The sequence below is a fragment of the Enterobacter sp. CGMCC 5087 genome (assembly GCF_003144775.1).
GTDB lineage: Bacteria > Pseudomonadota > Gammaproteobacteria > Enterobacterales > Enterobacteriaceae > Enterobacter > Enterobacter cloacae_M.
The window spans coordinates 13,853-28,575 of the sequence record NZ_QFXN01000018.1; the positions used below are offsets into that span (position 1 = coordinate 13,853).

Here is a 14,723-nt window from a genome sequence, read left to right on the forward strand (position 1 = left end):
CAATAGGTCAACCGTTAAAAAATAGTTCGATAATACTCGTACAATAGGACTATTATAGCAAACGAACGAATGCACGACCATCCTGGTCGTCACAGACAAGTCATAAGACTTAAGGAAATATCATGCCCCGACCCATCCCTCTCGAACGTTATCGCAACATCGGTATCTCCGCGCATATCGATGCCGGTAAAACCACCACCACTGAGCGCATCCTGTTTTATACCGGGATGAGCCACAAGCTGGGTGAAGTACACGATGGCGCGGCAACCACTGACTGGATGGCGCAGGAGCAAGAGCGCGGGATCACGATCACCTCCGCGGCCGTCAGCTGCTTCTGGCCGGGTATGGACAGAGGCTATGAGCCGCACCGGATTAACATCATCGACACCCCGGGGCATGTGGATTTCACCATTGAGGTGGAACGTTCCATGCGCGTACTCGACGGCGCCGTGATGGTGTATGACTCCGTGGGCGGCGTGCAGCCGCAGTCGGAAACCGTCTGGCGTCAGGCCAATAAATATCACGTACCGCGTCTGGCCTTCGTCAACAAAATGGACCGTCCGGGTGCCGATTTCTTCCGCGTCGTGCGGATGATGCAGGAACGCCTGAAGGCCAATCCGGTGCCGATTGTCATCCCTGTGGGGGCTGAAGATCATTTCACCGGCGTGGTGGATCTGATCAAAATGCGCACTATTCTGTGGGACGATGCGACGCAGGGTATGGTGTTTACCTATGCCCCCGTGCCGGATGATTTAGTCACTACCGCCCAGGAATGGCGGGAAAAAATGGTCTCTGCGGCGGCGGAAGCCAGCGATGAACTGATGGATAAGTACCTGGAAACGGGCGACCTGACGGAAGCGGAAATTATTAAAGGGCTGCGTATTCGCACTATCTCGGGCGAAATCCAGCCGATGCTCTGCGGCAGCGCGTTTAAAAACAAAGGGGTGCAGCGCATGCTCGATGCGGTGATCGAGCTGATGCCGTCGCCGCTGGAGGTGCCGGCCATTGATGGCGTGGATGAAAAAGGGCAGCACGCGGAGCGTCATCCGAGCGATGATGAGCCGTTCTCGGCCCTGGCGTTCAAGCTGATGAGCGATCCCTACGTCGGGCAACTGACCTTTATCCGCGTGTACTCTGGCGTGCTGCGCAAAGGTGACGCGGTGTATAACCCGGTGAAAGGGAAGAAAGAGCGCATCGGGCGTATCGTGCTGATGCATGCCAACGATCGTCACGAGGTGGACGAACTGCGCGCCGGAGACATCGCGGCCTGCGTTGGGCTGAAGGATGTGACTACTGGCGACACGCTCACCGATCCTAATGCAGTGATCACGCTTGAACGCATGGAGTTCCCGGACCCGGTTATTTCGCTGGCGATCGAGCCGAAAACTAAGGCCGATCAGGAGAAAATGGGGATCGCGCTGCAGCGTCTGGCGGCGGAAGATCCATCGTTTCGCCTGCATACTGACGAAGAGTCCGGCCAGACCATTATCTCCGGGATGGGTGAGCTACACCTTGAGATCATCGTCGACCGCATGAAGCGTGAGTTTGGCGTCGAGGCCAATATTGGCCGCCCACAGGTAACCTACCGTGAAACCCTGCGTAAAACGGTGAAGGATATCGAAGGCAAATTTGTCCGACAGTCCGGCGGCAAAGGGCAGTACGGCCATGTGGTCCTGAGCCTGGAGCCGCTGGAGCCCGGAAGTGGTTTTAAATTTGAAGATGCCACCAAGGGCGGCGTGGTGCCGCGCGAGTACATCCCGTCCGTTGAGAAAGGGCTGCGGGAAGCGATGAACAGCGGCGTGCTGGCGGGCTATCCGGTCGTTGATGTCAAAGCGACGCTGACGTTTGGCTCGTATCACGACGTTGACTCCTCGGAGATGGCGTTCCGCATGGCGGCGATCCTCGGCTTTAAAGAGGGCGCCCGCAGGGCGGACCCGGTGATCCTTGAGCCGATCATGCACGTGGAGGTGGAAACGCCGGAAGAGTACGCCGGTAACATCATGGGCGATCTCTCTTCCCGCCGCGGCATGGTGCAGGGAATGGCGGAGCAGTACGGAAGCCAGATTATTCGCGCTGACGTGCCGCTGGCAGAGATGTTTGGTTATGCCACGACATTGCGCTCGATGTCCCAGGGACGCGCGACGTATACGATGGAGTTCCATCATTTTGCGGAAGCCCCGCGGAATGTTGCGGATGAGATTATTGCGCGGCGCGCGAAGTAATACGGTCACCCTCTCCCAATAGGGGGAGGGTTTTCTTAATCCGGCGCCTTCACCATCTTCCCGCTCGCGACAAACGTTCCGGCCCCAAGATGATGCAGGGTATTCAGCTTATCCCCGTCAAACTGCCAGCGTCCGGCGACAAACGCGCGTTCATCGGCTGCCGCTGAAACCACTTCACCAAACAGCGTATCGTATTTTTCTGCCGCTGAGGTGACGGGTAATAACCGACACTCCATCCACGCCAGACATTTTTCTTCTATCACCGGCAGGCCAAGTTCAGGACCGTTCACCACCGGGATCCCATAGCAGTTGAATTTATCCTCGTCGCGCCCGCTGACGCTACCGACCGCGTATGTCCAGTTGGCCGCCGCCACGCCGGGGATGACGATGCCAAACTTCCCGCTGCGCTCAATCAGCTCGCGCGACCAGGTGCTTTTATCCACGACTATTGCGATGCGCGGCGGTTCAAACTCAACGGGCATTGACCATGCGGCGGCCATCACGTTGCGTCTGTCGAGGCTTTCATCCCGACTGGTGATAAGCACAGTAGGGCCGTGGTTCAGCAGACGGCTGGCATGACGTAATTCAACAGGGCGAAAGTGGCTCATAGGATCTCCTCATCTACACCGATGAGTATGACGAAAAAGCACGTAAATCAAAGTGGATGCGTAAAATTAGTTTATAAACAGAACATCTCAATCAAAGGAAACTGATGTATGTCCCCATTTCTGACCGCCTATTTCGCCCGCATCGGCTGGGCGCAGCCGACGCGGGTGGATATCGATACCCTGCGCGCGCTGCATTTACATCACAACTGTGCGATCCCTTTTGAGAATATTGATGTTGTTCTGCCTCGCGAAATCCAGCTTGACGATCGGTGCCTGGTCGACAAGCTGGTCACCGCACGTCGCGGAGGGTACTGCTTTGAGCAAAACGGCCTGTTCGAGCGCGTCCTGCGTGAAGTCGGGTTTACGGTGCGTAGCGTGCTGGGGCGCGTGGTATTAGCGAATCCGCCGCAAATGCCGCCGCGCACGCACCGCCTGCTGCTGGTTGAGCTTAACGGTGAGCGCTGGATTGCCGACGTCGGCTTTGGAGGCCAGACGCTGACGGCGCCGATTCGCTTGCTCGCTAATGAAGAACAGGAGACGCCGCACGGGCTGTATCGTCTGCTGAGCGAGGGGAACGACTGGGTGCTGCAGTTCCGGCACCACGAGCACTGGCAGTCGATGTACCAGTTTGACCTGACGACGCAGTATTTCAGCGATTACGTGATGGGGAATTTCTGGTCGGCGCACTGGCCGCAGTCGCATTTCCGCCATCATCTGTTGATGTGTCGCCATCTGCCGGACGGCGGCAAGCTGACACTAACCAACCTCAACTTTACCCACTGGCAGAACGGTCACGTAGAAGAGCAGATCCATCTGCCGGATGCTGAGGCGCTATACCAGCTGATGCAGGAGCGCTTTGGTCTTGGGGTTGACGATCCGAAGCACGGCTTTACACTGTCAGAATTGACGGCGGTGATGGCAGGGTTTGATACACATCCTCAGGCCGGGAAATAATACGCAGGCCGGGTAAGGCGTCGCCGCTACCCGGCAACATCACTGCTTAGACGGCGTATTAAACAACTCGAGCGTGATTAATTTATCAAGATGGTTGTTAAAGGCGGCTTCGTCCATTTCGGGCATGTTTAAGATATACATTCCGTCAAGACCGCACACCAGACCAATCAAGCGCCAGGCAATATTTTCCGCCCGATCGCCCGGATTTAATGCCCCGGCCTCCGTTCCCGCTTTGATAAGCGCCACCGTTTCCTGGTGCCACATCTCCATGGTCATCACATAGGCGCCTTTGATGTCGGCATCGCGGCTGGCCAGGATCTGCGCCTCACGCCACAGGCGAATATAGGGCTCAAACCTCCCGTCATCGCTGCCGAGCATGGCATGAAGCTGTTCCCGCCAGCCGGCCTGTTTACCCGCGACATCCGCATCCAGCAGCTCGCGAATTAGCCGTACGAAGGCCAGCGATTTTAGTTCGCCGCCGGATGTAAAATGATGATGTACCTGGCCGGTGGCGACTCCGGCCTCGGCGGCAATACGGCGTACCGTCATAGCAGCCAGTCCTTCAGCCAGCGCCACGCGCATGGCGGCCTGTAAGATGGCTTCCCGCCGTTCATCCTTGCTCAGATATCGCATGTTTACTCACTCTCAATGGGAATGAAACGAGTGTAACAAAAAGCTGGACATGCGTTCAACTTTACGTAGGATCGCATCCTGGACATGTGTCCATGTTTTAAAAGAAAAGGAAATTTATGTTTCGTCAGTGGTTAGCGTTAGTGATTATCGTGCTGGTGTATATCCCGGTGGCGATCGACGCGACGGTGCTGCACGTGGCGGCGCCGACATTGAGCATGACGCTGGGCGCCAGCGGCAATGAGTTGCTGTGGATCATCGATATTTACTCGCTGGTGATGGCGGGAATGGTGCTGCCGATGGGCGCCCTGGGTGACCGCATTGGTTTTAAACGACTTCTCATGATTGGCAGCACGCTGTTTGGCCTGTCGTCGCTGGCGGCAGCATTTGCCCCGTCAGCAGGGTGGCTGATTGCGGCGCGCGCCTCGCTGGCAATCGGCGCGGCGATGATTATTCCGGCCACGCTGGCTGGGATCCGCACGCTGTTTATCGACGCGCGGGATCGTAATATTGCGCTCGGCGTCTGGGCCGCGGTGGGGTCCGGTGGCGCGGCGTTTGGCCCGCTGATTGGCGGTATGCTGCTCGAGCATTTTTACTGGGGCTCGGTGTTTTTAATCAACGTGCCGATCGTGCTGGTGGTGGTTTCGCTGGCCGCGCGTTTGGTGCCTCCTCAGCAGGGTCGCCCGGAGCAGCCGCTGAATATCAGCCATGCCATTATGCTGATTGTGGCGATTTTGCTGCTGGTCTACAGTGCGAAAACCGCGCTAAAAGGCGTTCTGTCACCGTGGGTGGTCGCGTCCGCGCTGGTGACCGGCTCGGTGCTGCTGTTTATCTTCGTGCGTATTCAGCTCCGCGCCCGCGTGCCGATGATCGACATGCGTCTGTTCTGCCATCGCATCATTTTGAGCGGCGTGGTGATGGCGATGACCGCCATGATTGCCCTGGTCGGGTTTGAGCTGCTGATGGCCCAGGAGCTGCAGTTTGTTCATGGCTTTACGCCGTTTGAAGCGGGAATGTTCATGCTGCCGCTGATGGTGGCGAGCGGGTTTAGCGGACCGATCGCGGGTGTGCTGGTGGGACGTCTCGGTCTGCGCATTGTGGCGGCTGGCGGAATGGGGCTCAGCGCCGTCAGCTTTATCGGCCTGTCGATGCTCGACTTCAGCACGCAGCAGCTGCTGGCTTCTGCCCTGATGGTTCTGCTCGGCTTCAGCGCCGCCAGCGCGCTGCTGGCCTCGACCTCGGCGATTATGGCCGCTGCGCCGAAAGAGAAAGCCGCCGCGGCAGGGGCGATTGAAACCATGTCCTATGAACTGGGCGCCGGGCTGGGGATCGCCATCTTTGGTCTGCTGTTGACCCGCAGCTTCTCGGCGTCGATTGACCTGCCGCAGGGGCTGAACGCCTCGCTCGCAGATAAAGCCTCGTCATCCATTGGTGAGGCAATGAAGGTGGCGCAGGATCTGACCCCGACGCTGGCGGAGTCGGTGATTGAGGCGGCGAAAAGCGCGTTTATCACCTCGCACAGCGTGGCGCTGGGCAGCGCGGGCGGAATGCTGCTGCTGTTGGCAGTGGGGATTTGGTTTAGCCTGGCGAAGGCCAAGCCGCAGTAATACAGGGCGCGCGGTTGGCGCGGGTAGGGCAGATGGGCTATGTTTTTTAATGGATTATCTGACTCTTGCTGGAAAATATGAGCCCTCGCCACAGCAGTGAACCGTCCCAACCGCTCTCCCGGTTAACCCTGCTTGCAGGAGGCGCGCTGGGCGTCGTTTTTGGTGATATCGGCACCAGCCCGCTCTATACCTTCCGCACGGTGCTGTCGCTCTCTGAGCATGACCCGACGCCCGGCGTCATACTGGGCCTGCTCTCCCTGATTACCTGGACACTCATCCTGGTAACGTCCATAAAATATGCCGCCTTTGCCATGCGAATTGATAATCATGGCGAGGGGGGCATCATGGCCCTGATGTCGCTTCTGGTGGAGAAAGGCAAAGGCGGGCGCTGGGTTATTTTTTCCGCCCTTATCGGTGCCGCTTTAATTTACGGTGACGGCGCGATAACCCCGGCTATCTCCGTGCTTTCTGCCCTTGAAGGGCTGGAGATGGTCATTCCTGAATCTCAGCCGTACATATTGCCCCTGACGGTGGCGGTTCTGCTGGGGCTGTTTCTTCTTCAGCCTTTTGGCACTGCGCGAATAGGGAAAATATTTGGCCCGGTCATGGCGGTTTGGTTTTTGGCGATTGCTGCCCTGGGCGTGCGGGGGATCGTTCAACACCCGTCGGTATTGCTGGCCCTCAACCCTGCGTACGGCATCGCGTTTTTGTTTTCGAACGGGTACACCAGTTTTCTGGTCCTGGGCGGCGTTTTTCTCTGCGTGACGGGTGCCGAGGCCCTGTATGCAGACATGGGGCATTTTGGCAAAAAGCCCATCTGGCTTACCTGGTACGGCATCGTCTTTCCTTCGCTGCTGCTCAACTATGCCGGCCAGTCAGCGCTGATTCTGGCCGGTGCCGACAGCAAGCAAAACCTTTTCTACACGCTCTGTCCGCCTGTGCTCCAGGTTCCGCTCATCGTTCTTGCCGCGCTGGCGACGATCATTGCCAGTCAGGCGATTATCACCGGCGCTTTTTCCATGACGCGCCAGGCCATACAGCTTGGCTGGTTACCCCGATTACGCATCAAGCAGACGGCGGCGGAAAGCTACGGCCAGATTTATATCGGGATAATCAACTGGCTGCTGATGGGGGTGACCATCGGGCTGGTGGTGTTCTTTAAATCCTCCGATAAGCTCGCCGCCGCGTACGGCATTGCCGTGTCGTTAACCATGCTGATGACCACGGGGCTGCTGTTTGTGGCAATGCGCGAAGTGTGGCGCTGGAGCCTGGCCAGCAGCGCGGTGATTGCCCTCTGCTTCCTGGTGATTGATGCCACCTTCTTATTTGCCAATCTGATTAAGGTCCTGGAGGGCGGCTATATTCCGCTGCTGATGGCCGCAGCGATTTGTACGGTGATGCTGATCTGGCACCGCGGCGTCAAGGCGATATCCGCATCGGTGGGCGAGAAGGGCGTCAGCGTGGATGCGTTCTTTGCCCAGCTTCAGCAAAAAACGGTGCCCAGAGTGGCGGGCTCCGCCGTCTTTTTGACCCGGACACAGAACAATATCCCGCCGGTCATGCGCTGGCACGTCGCGCGTAACCGGGCGCTACAACAGGACGTGTTGTCGCTTACCATTGATATTCTGAATGTGCCCTACGTGGGGGAAGAACAACGCATCAGGGTAGAGCAGCGGGCGCCGGGCTACTGGCACGGTGTGGCGCAGTATGGCTTTATGGAACACCCGGACATCCCGCGTTTGCTGCAGGGTGTCAGCGAGATTAACGCGCTTTTTGCCACGGATGACGCCACCTGGTATGTCGGGCATGAAACTATTGTGGCAGGCGAGGGTGAGGCAGGCATGGCGGCCTGGCAACGACACATCTTTGCGTTCATGAAGCGCAACTGTACGCACGTCATCAACCACTATCACCTTCCCAGCGATCGGGTTGTCGAAATCAGCCGACGCGTTGCCGTGTAGATTCTGGCGAAAGCAGAGCTCCTCTGCTTTCGCACCGTTCTATTTCTCAAGGGCCGCGGACAGGACGCTATGCAATAGCACGTTCGCCCCTTTCTCCGCCCACTCTGGCAGGATCCTTTCCGCTTCGTTATGGCTGATGCCTTTCACGCAGGGGATAAAGATCATGCTGGCGGGCGCCATTTTGCTGACATAGCAGGCGTCGTGTCCCGCACCGGAGACCATCGGTTTCGACGAATAGCCCAGTTCCGCTACGGCCTTCTCCGAACGCGCCAGGCATTCGGCATCAAACGCGATGGGCGCGTAGTCAAAAATGCGCTCAACGGCAGCAGCGACGCCGCGCAGTCTGAGGCTTTCAGCCACCTTATGCAGCGCCGCTTCCATGGATTCCAGCGCCTGCTGCATAGGGTGGCGAAACTCAACGCTGCATTCCACGCGAGACGGCACGACGTTGCGCGAGTTTGGCGTAACCTTCGCCATGCCGATCGTCGCGCGTCCGTCCGGCGCATGCCGGTAGCCAATCTCTTCCACCTTCAGCGCCAGCTCCGCGAAGGCGGTCAGCGCGTCGCGGCGGCTGTGCATCGGCGTCGTGCCCGCGTGGGCGGCGAATCCGTCCAGCGTCAGGGTAAACCAGCGCTGGCCCATTGCCGCGCGGACTAACCCGATATCGATGGCCTCATCTTCCAGGATTGGACCCTGTTCGATGTGCAGTTCGTAGCAGGCGTGAACGGGAAACGCACGGGCAGGGGTTTCACCCCGGTAGCCAATGCTCTCCAGCGCTTCACCCACGGTAGTGCCTTCGTTATCCGCGCGGGCATGCGCGTACGCTTCGCTAAACTGTCCCGTCCAGACCCCTGAAGAGAGCATGGCCGGCGCAAAGCGCGCGCCTTCTTCGTTAGTCCAGTTCACCAGCACAACGTCACGCTCGGTCTCAACGTTATGGTCGTTAAGGGTGCGCAGCAGCTCCAGCCCTGCCAGCACGCCGTAAACCCCGTCGTAGTTACCGCCCAGCGGCTGGGTATCCACATGTGAACCCGTCATGACCGGGGCAAGCTGCGGGTTTTTCCCCGCGCGACGGATAAACATATTGCCCATGCTGTCGACGTCGCAGGTGAAACCCGCGTCCAGCGCCCAGTCGCGCAGCAGGTTACGCGCAATACGATCTTCCTCGCTCAGCGCCAGACGGGTCACGCCGCCGGCGGGCGTGCCGCCGATCTGTGCCATCATCTCAAGCGTTGACCACAGCCGTTCGGCGTTGACGCGGATCATAGCTTGTCCTTACTGCTGCGGTAGCGGAAATCACAGCACGAACCGCCCTGCATGATGGTGGTCGTGCGGGTCAGCTTCACGTCTGGCGCATAGCCAACGATGAATTTTTCATCGCGCGCGCAGGAGAGCAGATGACCAATCTCTCCCAGCCCCATCTCGTGATACATCTCCGCGTAGCGGCAGCGGGTCACGTTGTAGTTGTACTGCTGGTCGTCGGCGTCGATCACCTTCACGTCCAGGGCGTTATCTTTTTCCCACAGATATTGCAGGGCGATGAAGCTCTTGACGTCCGCGCCGTTGGGTTCTTTGCTGGCAAACGCTTTGCCAGCGTCAATCGCGGCCTGCTCAATGGCCTCGCCAATGACCGCCTGGGCGCGGGTTTTCCCTATCTCGCGCACCAGGATTTCATAAATTGGCTTTATAATTTCTGCTTCAATTTTGCGGCGGGCGAGAATGCCCAGCTCGTTATTATCACTCATCACATTGCCCTCGCTGCGTTACTTCGCTTTTGCGCCACCCAGCACGGTCTGCGGCTGCCATTTGCCATCGACAACTTTGTAAACGGTGAAGGACGGCGATTTCAGGTTACCTTCTTTATCAAATGCGATCTGGCCGGTGACGCCGGAATAGCTGATGGCGCGCAGGGCGGGCAGATAGTCGGACGGCTCAACGGAGTTTGCTTTTTCCATCGCCGCAACCAGCACGCGGGTGGCGTCATAGGCGAACGGGGCGTGCAGTTCGATATGGGTGTGGTAGCGCGACTGATAAGCCTGTTCGAAAGCCTTTCCACCCGGCATCTGGTCAACGGGCAGGCCCGGCTCCAGCGCGACCACGCCTTCGCCTTCTTTCTGCGCCAGCTGCAGGAACGTCTGGCTGACAAATCCGCCTGCGCCCATCAGGGTGGCGTTCATGCCCAGCTGTTTGATACGACGCGCCAGCGGTGCGGCCTGGCTGTCGACGCCGCCGAAGAAGATCAGATCGGCGTTTTTACTCCGGATGGCGGTCAGCACGGCGCTGAAGTCCACCGTTTTGTCATCCACGTACTGACGATCGACAACCTTCACGCCCTGCGCTTCAAGCGATTTAATAAACTGGTCCGCCAGACCCTGACCAAATGCGGTGCGGTCGTCGATCACCGCAATGCGTTTGGCTTTCAGGGTATTGACCGCGTACTGGCCGGCTAGCTGACCGCCGTCGTCGTCGTGGCCCATCACGCGGAAGCTGGTATCAAAACCCTGTTTGGTATAGGCGTGACCGGTCGCGACCGGTGCCACCTGTGCGATGCCCGCATCGTGATAGACGCGCGCGGCAGGAATACTGGTACCGGTGTTCCAGTGACCGACAACGCCCGCCACGCCGCTATCCACCAGACGCTGCGCCACGGCAACGGCGGTGCGCGGGTCGGACTGATCGTCTTCGGACTGCAGCTTGAAGGTCACCGCTTTGCCGCCGATGGTCGGGTGCTGCTTGTTAATGTCGTCGATGGCCAGCTGCGCGCCGTTCTCCAGATCCTTACCGATACGGGCAGACGGGCCGGTGAGCGGGCCTGCCAGACCGATAACCACGGTTTCACCGTCGACTGCCCACGCGAACGTCGAGGCAAAACTGCCGAGGAGGATAGCGGCGCTGAGCGCACTGATTTTTACTGTTTTCATTGTTTTTCCCTGATGTTGGCTGGTGTTGTTAAACAGGCATTTCGCCCAAATAAATCTGTGCAATCTGGTCATCATTGAGCAGCGCTTTCGATTCGCCGTGATGGACGATGCTGCCGCTGTCCATCACCCACGCGCTGTCGGTCACCTCCAGCGCGAGCCGGGCGTTTTGTTCGATAAGCAGCAGGGCAACGCCGCGTTCGCGCAGCCCGGCGATAACGGCAAAAATGTTCTCGACCATCTTCGGGGCAAGGCCCATCGACGGCTCGTCGAGGATCAGCAGCCGCGGGCGGCTGAGCAGGGCGCGGTTAAGGGCCAGCAGCTGTTGTTCTCCGCCGGAAAGCAGGCCAGCGAGCTGATGCTGGCGTTCTCCCAGGCGCGGGAAGCGCTCGAAGATCTCGTTCATCTCGCGCCTGACGGTGACAGTGTCACGCCTGAGCCAGGCACCCATCTGCAGGTTTTCCAGCACCGTCATTCGGGAGAAGATCCCCCGGCCTTCCGGGACCATCACCAGTCCGTCGCGGAGCAGCGATTCGGGCCTGTGCTTACGCACCGCTTTACCGTTGAATTCAATACGGCCGCTAAAGCTTTCCAGACCGGTAATGGCGCGCACGGTGGAGCTTTTCCCCGCGCCGTTAGCGCCGATCAGCGTAGCCTGTTCGCCCTCGCGCAGGGTAAAGGAGACATCGCGTACGGCCTGAATGCCGCCGTAATGCACGTCCACACGTTCCACCTTCAGTAATTCAGACATGGGCGTTGCCTCCAAGCCAGGCGGCGATCACTGCCGGGTCTCGACGCACGCTCTCCGGCGTGCCGCTGGCGAGCGTTTTGCCGTAATCAAGCACCGTCAGGCGATCGCAGATGCCCATCACCAGCTTGACGTCATGTTCAATCATCAGCAGAGTTTTGCCGTCATCGCGCAGTCGGATAAGCAGCTCGCCGAGCGCCACTTTTTCCGCCGCGTTCATCCCGGCGGCGGGCTCATCCAGCGCCAGCAGCAGCGGATCTGTTGCCAGCGCGCGGGCAATCTCCAGACGGCGCTGATGACCATAGGCCAGATCGCAGGCGCGGTAGTGGGCGAACTTCGCAATGCCGGTGTACTCCAGCCAGTGCCAGGCCAGTTCTCGAGTCTGTTTCTCTTCTTCGCGAGCGCGTTTGTGACGGCTCAGCGCGGCCCACAGGCCGTTACGGGTGCGCACGTGGCGGCCCACCATCACGTTTTCCAGCACCGACATGTCGTTAAAGAGGCGCACGTTCTGGAAGGTGCGTGCGATCCCGGCGGCGGTGACTTTCTCAATGTGCTTTGGGAAATAGGGCTTGTCGGCAATTGAAAATTCACCGCTGTCCGCCGGATAAAGCCCGGTGATCAGGTTAAAACAGGTGGTTTTTCCCGCCCCGTTAGGACCAATCAGGCCGTAGATCTCGCCTTTGTTCACGGCGATCGAAACGTCATCCACGGCGGTAAGCCCGCCGAAGCGTTTGGACATGTTGCGTACGGTTAACAGACTCATGTATTCACCTCCTTGTGGCGTACCGGCCAGATCCCGGCAGGACGCACCAGCATGACCAGCACCAGCGCCAGGCCGTAGAACAGCTGACGCAGCACTTCCGGGTCAATCAGTACCGTACCGAACAGCCCCTGCTGAACCGGGGCTGCCTGACTGCGCAACAGTTCCGGCAGGGCGGTAAGCAGTACCGCGCCGAGGATCACGCCCGGAATGTGTCCCATCCCGCCCAGCACAACCATCGCCAGCACGGCAATGGATTCCTGTAACGTGAAGGATTCCGGGGAGACAAAGCCCTGAAACGCGCCGAACAGGGCACCCGCCACGCCGCCAAAAGAGGCTCCCATCGCAAAGGCCAGCAGCTTATAGTTACGCACGTTGATGCCCATCGCGCGGGCCACATCCTCATCTTCACGGATGGCGTGCCAGGCGCGACCAATACGGGAATGCTGCAGGCGCAGGCAGACAAAAATAATCGCCACAATCACCAGCATCAGCAGGTAGTACCACAGCCACAGGGCGGGCACTTTGAAACCTAACCAGTGGTATACGCCGCTAAACTTCAGGCCGAACAGATTCAGCGTATCCACCCCGGTAATGCCCTTCGCACCGTTGGTGATGTTCACCGGACGGTCGAGGTTGCGCATCAGGATGCGGATGATTTCGCCAAAGCCGAGGGTCACTATCGCCAGGTAGTCCCCGCGCAGCTTCAGCGTGGGAGCACCCAGTAAAATGCCGCAGACCGCAGCGACGAGCGCCGCCATCGGAATAATCAGCAGATATGACGTGTGCAGCCCGTCCGGGAACCAGACGCCGAGGATCGGAAACACTTCCAGCAGGTGTGGGGAGGCCAACAGCGCGGCGAGATAGGCGCCGACCGCGTAAAAGGCGATAAACCCCATATCCAGCAGGCCGGTATAGCCCACCACAATATTTAGCCCCAGCGCCAGCATGATGTAGAGCAGGGCGAAGTCGATAACTCGCACCCAGTAGTTGCCGCCAAGCTGCGTGGCCACCACGGGAGCAACCAGCAGCGCGAGGCAGAACAGGACCATGCCTGACCAGAATTTGCGCGTCGCCGCCGGGGTTTGTAGTTGAAGCGTTGTCATTGTTTCCCTCACGCCCTGTGCGCTACGCGCTCGCCCAGCAGGCCTGCCGGACGGAAGACCAGCACCAGAATCAGGACCATAAAGGCAAAGACGTCCTGATAGTTGCTGCCAAAGACGCCGTGGGTGAGTTCCCCCAGATAACCTGCGCCCAGCGCTTCGATAATGCCGAGCAGGATCCCGCCAATCATTGCGCCACGAATGTTACCAATGCCTCCCAGCACGGCGGCGGTAAAGGCTTTGATTCCGGGCAAAAAGCCCATTGAGAAGCTGGCGTTGCCGTAGTTGCTGGCCATCATGACGCCTGCCAGCGCGGCGAACACGCCGCCAATGGCGAACGTCAGGGTAATAATGGCATTGGGGTTAACCCCCATCAGCGTGGCCACGCGCGGGTTTTCCGCCACGGCGCGCATGCCGCGGCCCAGGCGGGTGTATTCCACCAGCAGCCATAGCCCGGTCATTACCGCAAGCGCCAGCGCCACGGTAACAATGCCGGTGACGGTCACAATGGCAGGGGGATGCTGTTCACTTCCTGACGTCACGGCGATCGGGTCCATGGGCAGGATCTGCGGGAACATCAGCGGGTTGCGCGTCCAGATAATCATCGCCACGGTTTGCAGCAGGACCGAGACGCCGATACCCGAGATCAGCGGCGCGAGCCGGGGGGCGTTACGCAGTCGACGATAGGCAAAGCGCTCCACGGCCATTGCCAGCAGGGCGCAAATGGCCATGGCAACCGCCAGGGCAACGCCAAGCTGCAACAGCAGCGGCATGTGAGGGAAAGTGGCGTTCAGGGCGTTAATGGAGGAAAGGGTGGTGAGCGCACCGACCATCAGAATATCGCCGTGAGCAAAGTTAATAATGCGCAAGATGCCATACACCATGGTATAGCCCAGCGCGATCAGCGCGTAAATGCTGCCCAGCATCACACCGTTGATCAGTTGTTGTATGAGTGTATCCAACGTCTGTTCCCGCAAAGTCTTTTTTCTGCGGCTACCATCCGATAAATGAATTAAATTGTAAAATACACATATATTATTTCTTATGATAAACCGCTATTGCTTTATCTTTATGATTTATATAAAGATAATGCAATGGTATTTGCAGATGAAAAGCCTAAAGAAATCAACATATGAATAAAACAGAACAATCGGCGGGTTTGCCTGGGTATGCAGACAGCCGTCTGGCAAACGACCCGCCGCTTCGCGCCGT

The 14,723-nt window shown here is 58.7% G+C and carries 13 protein-coding genes; 4 read left to right on the top strand and 9 right to left on the bottom strand.

Annotated elements, in window-relative coordinates:
- The first annotated feature begins 122 nt into the window (after positions 1-122).
- A complete protein-coding gene (fusA, locus tag DEO48_RS01170; RefSeq protein ID WP_109844088.1) occupies positions 123-2,222 on the top strand; it encodes an elongation factor G in 2,100 nt (699 codons plus the stop codon).
- Between the two features lie 35 nt (positions 2,223-2,257).
- Here fusA and DEO48_RS01175 read toward each other — a convergent pair whose 3' ends face one another.
- A complete protein-coding gene (locus DEO48_RS01175) occupies positions 2,258-2,830 on the bottom strand; it encodes a flavin reductase family protein (protein WP_047741939.1) in 573 nt (190 codons plus the stop codon).
- Positions 2,831-2,938: 108 nt separating this feature from the next.
- On the opposite strand from DEO48_RS01175, the gene nhoA reads away from it, so the two are divergent.
- Positions 2,939-3,784 (top strand): N-hydroxyarylamine O-acetyltransferase, encoded by an 846-nt coding sequence (gene nhoA / locus DEO48_RS01180; protein WP_109844089.1) that lies wholly within the window; start codon positions 2,939-2,941, stop codon positions 3,782-3,784.
- Between the two features lie 39 nt (positions 3,785-3,823).
- Here the strand turns inward: nhoA and DEO48_RS01185 are convergent, their stop codons facing one another.
- Positions 3,824-4,417, bottom strand: coding sequence for a TetR family transcriptional regulator (locus tag DEO48_RS01185; protein ID WP_045399983.1), 594 nt, complete (start codon positions 4,415-4,417; stop codon positions 3,824-3,826).
- Between the two features lie 116 nt (positions 4,418-4,533).
- Between DEO48_RS01185 and DEO48_RS01190 the strand changes: the two genes are divergently transcribed.
- Both DEO48_RS01190 and DEO48_RS01195 read left to right on the top strand, forming a co-directional pair.
- A complete protein-coding gene (locus DEO48_RS01190) occupies positions 4,534-6,021 on the top strand; it encodes an MFS transporter (RefSeq protein ID WP_045399981.1) in 1,488 nt (495 codons plus the stop codon).
- Positions 6,022-6,098: 77 nt separating this feature from the next.
- Entirely contained in the window at positions 6,099-7,982 is a 1,884-nt protein-coding gene (locus tag DEO48_RS01195) for a potassium transporter Kup (RefSeq protein WP_109844090.1), read from the top strand.
- 39 nt (positions 7,983-8,021) lie between these two features.
- Here DEO48_RS01195 and DEO48_RS01200 read toward each other — a convergent pair whose 3' ends face one another.
- Genes DEO48_RS01200 through DEO48_RS01230 form a run of 7 tightly spaced genes read right to left on the bottom strand, consistent with a single transcriptional unit; the run spans position 8,022 to position 14,473 of the window.
- The gene (locus DEO48_RS01200) at positions 8,022-9,248 is read right to left on the bottom strand and encodes a Zn-dependent hydrolase (protein ID WP_109844091.1); all 1,227 of its coding nucleotides are present in this window, start codon (positions 9,246-9,248) and stop codon (positions 8,022-8,024) included.
- Complete coding sequence (locus DEO48_RS01205) at positions 9,245-9,727, bottom strand: L-2-amino-thiazoline-4-carboxylic acid hydrolase (protein ID WP_109844092.1); 483 nt, start codon at positions 9,725-9,727, stop codon at positions 9,245-9,247. Before DEO48_RS01205 ends, DEO48_RS01200 begins: the two co-directional genes overlap by 4 nt.
- Before the next feature lie 18 nt (positions 9,728-9,745).
- Positions 9,746-10,903, bottom strand: coding sequence for a branched-chain amino acid ABC transporter substrate-binding protein (locus DEO48_RS01210; protein WP_109844093.1), 1,158 nt, complete (start codon positions 10,901-10,903; stop codon positions 9,746-9,748).
- 28 nt (positions 10,904-10,931) lie between these two features.
- Positions 10,932-11,651 (bottom strand): ABC transporter ATP-binding protein, encoded by a 720-nt coding sequence (locus DEO48_RS01215; protein ID WP_109844094.1) that lies wholly within the window; start codon positions 11,649-11,651, stop codon positions 10,932-10,934.
- Positions 11,644-12,411 (bottom strand): ABC transporter ATP-binding protein, encoded by a 768-nt coding sequence (locus DEO48_RS01220; protein WP_039262838.1) that lies wholly within the window; start codon positions 12,409-12,411, stop codon positions 11,644-11,646. The genes DEO48_RS01215 and DEO48_RS01220 overlap by 8 nt, the downstream gene beginning before the upstream one ends.
- Positions 12,408-13,514: a branched-chain amino acid ABC transporter permease gene (locus tag DEO48_RS01225; RefSeq protein ID WP_109844095.1), complete on the bottom strand. Its 1,107-nt coding sequence runs from the start codon at positions 13,512-13,514 to the stop codon at positions 12,408-12,410. Before DEO48_RS01225 ends, DEO48_RS01220 begins: the two co-directional genes overlap by 4 nt.
- An 8-nt stretch (positions 13,515-13,522) precedes the next feature.
- The gene (locus DEO48_RS01230) at positions 13,523-14,473 is read right to left on the bottom strand and encodes a branched-chain amino acid ABC transporter permease (RefSeq protein WP_109844096.1); all 951 of its coding nucleotides are present in this window, start codon (positions 14,471-14,473) and stop codon (positions 13,523-13,525) included.
- Positions 14,474-14,723 lie beyond the last annotated feature (250 nt).

What these genes read in the sequence shown, in the direction of transcription:
- fusA (WP_109844088.1), top strand. Translation starts at nt 123, where the DNA reads ATGCCCCGACCCATCCCTCTCGAACGTTATCGCAACATCGGTATCTCC.
- DEO48_RS01175 (WP_047741939.1), bottom strand. Translation starts at nt 2,830, where the DNA reads ATGAGCCACTTTCGCCCTGTTGAATTACGTCATGCCAGCCGTCTGCTG.
- nhoA (WP_109844089.1), top strand. Translation starts at nt 2,939, where the DNA reads ATGTCCCCATTTCTGACCGCCTATTTCGCCCGCATCGGCTGGGCGCAG.
- DEO48_RS01185 (WP_045399983.1), bottom strand. Translation starts at nt 4,417, where the DNA reads ATGCGATATCTGAGCAAGGATGAACGGCGGGAAGCCATCTTACAGGCC.
- DEO48_RS01190 (WP_045399981.1), top strand. Translation starts at nt 4,534, where the DNA reads ATGTTTCGTCAGTGGTTAGCGTTAGTGATTATCGTGCTGGTGTATATC.
- DEO48_RS01195 (WP_109844090.1), top strand. Translation starts at nt 6,099, where the DNA reads ATGAGCCCTCGCCACAGCAGTGAACCGTCCCAACCGCTCTCCCGGTTA.
- DEO48_RS01200 (WP_109844091.1), bottom strand. Translation starts at nt 9,248, where the DNA reads ATGATCCGCGTCAACGCCGAACGGCTGTGGTCAACGCTTGAGATGATG.
- DEO48_RS01205 (WP_109844092.1), bottom strand. Translation starts at nt 9,727, where the DNA reads ATGAGTGATAATAACGAGCTGGGCATTCTCGCCCGCCGCAAAATTGAA.
- DEO48_RS01210 (WP_109844093.1), bottom strand. Translation starts at nt 10,903, where the DNA reads ATGAAAACAGTAAAAATCAGTGCGCTCAGCGCCGCTATCCTCCTCGGC.
- DEO48_RS01215 (WP_109844094.1), bottom strand. Translation starts at nt 11,651, where the DNA reads ATGTCTGAATTACTGAAGGTGGAACGTGTGGACGTGCATTACGGCGGC.
- DEO48_RS01220 (WP_039262838.1), bottom strand. Translation starts at nt 12,411, where the DNA reads ATGAGTCTGTTAACCGTACGCAACATGTCCAAACGCTTCGGCGGGCTT.
- DEO48_RS01225 (WP_109844095.1), bottom strand. Translation starts at nt 13,514, where the DNA reads ATGACAACGCTTCAACTACAAACCCCGGCGGCGACGCGCAAATTCTGG.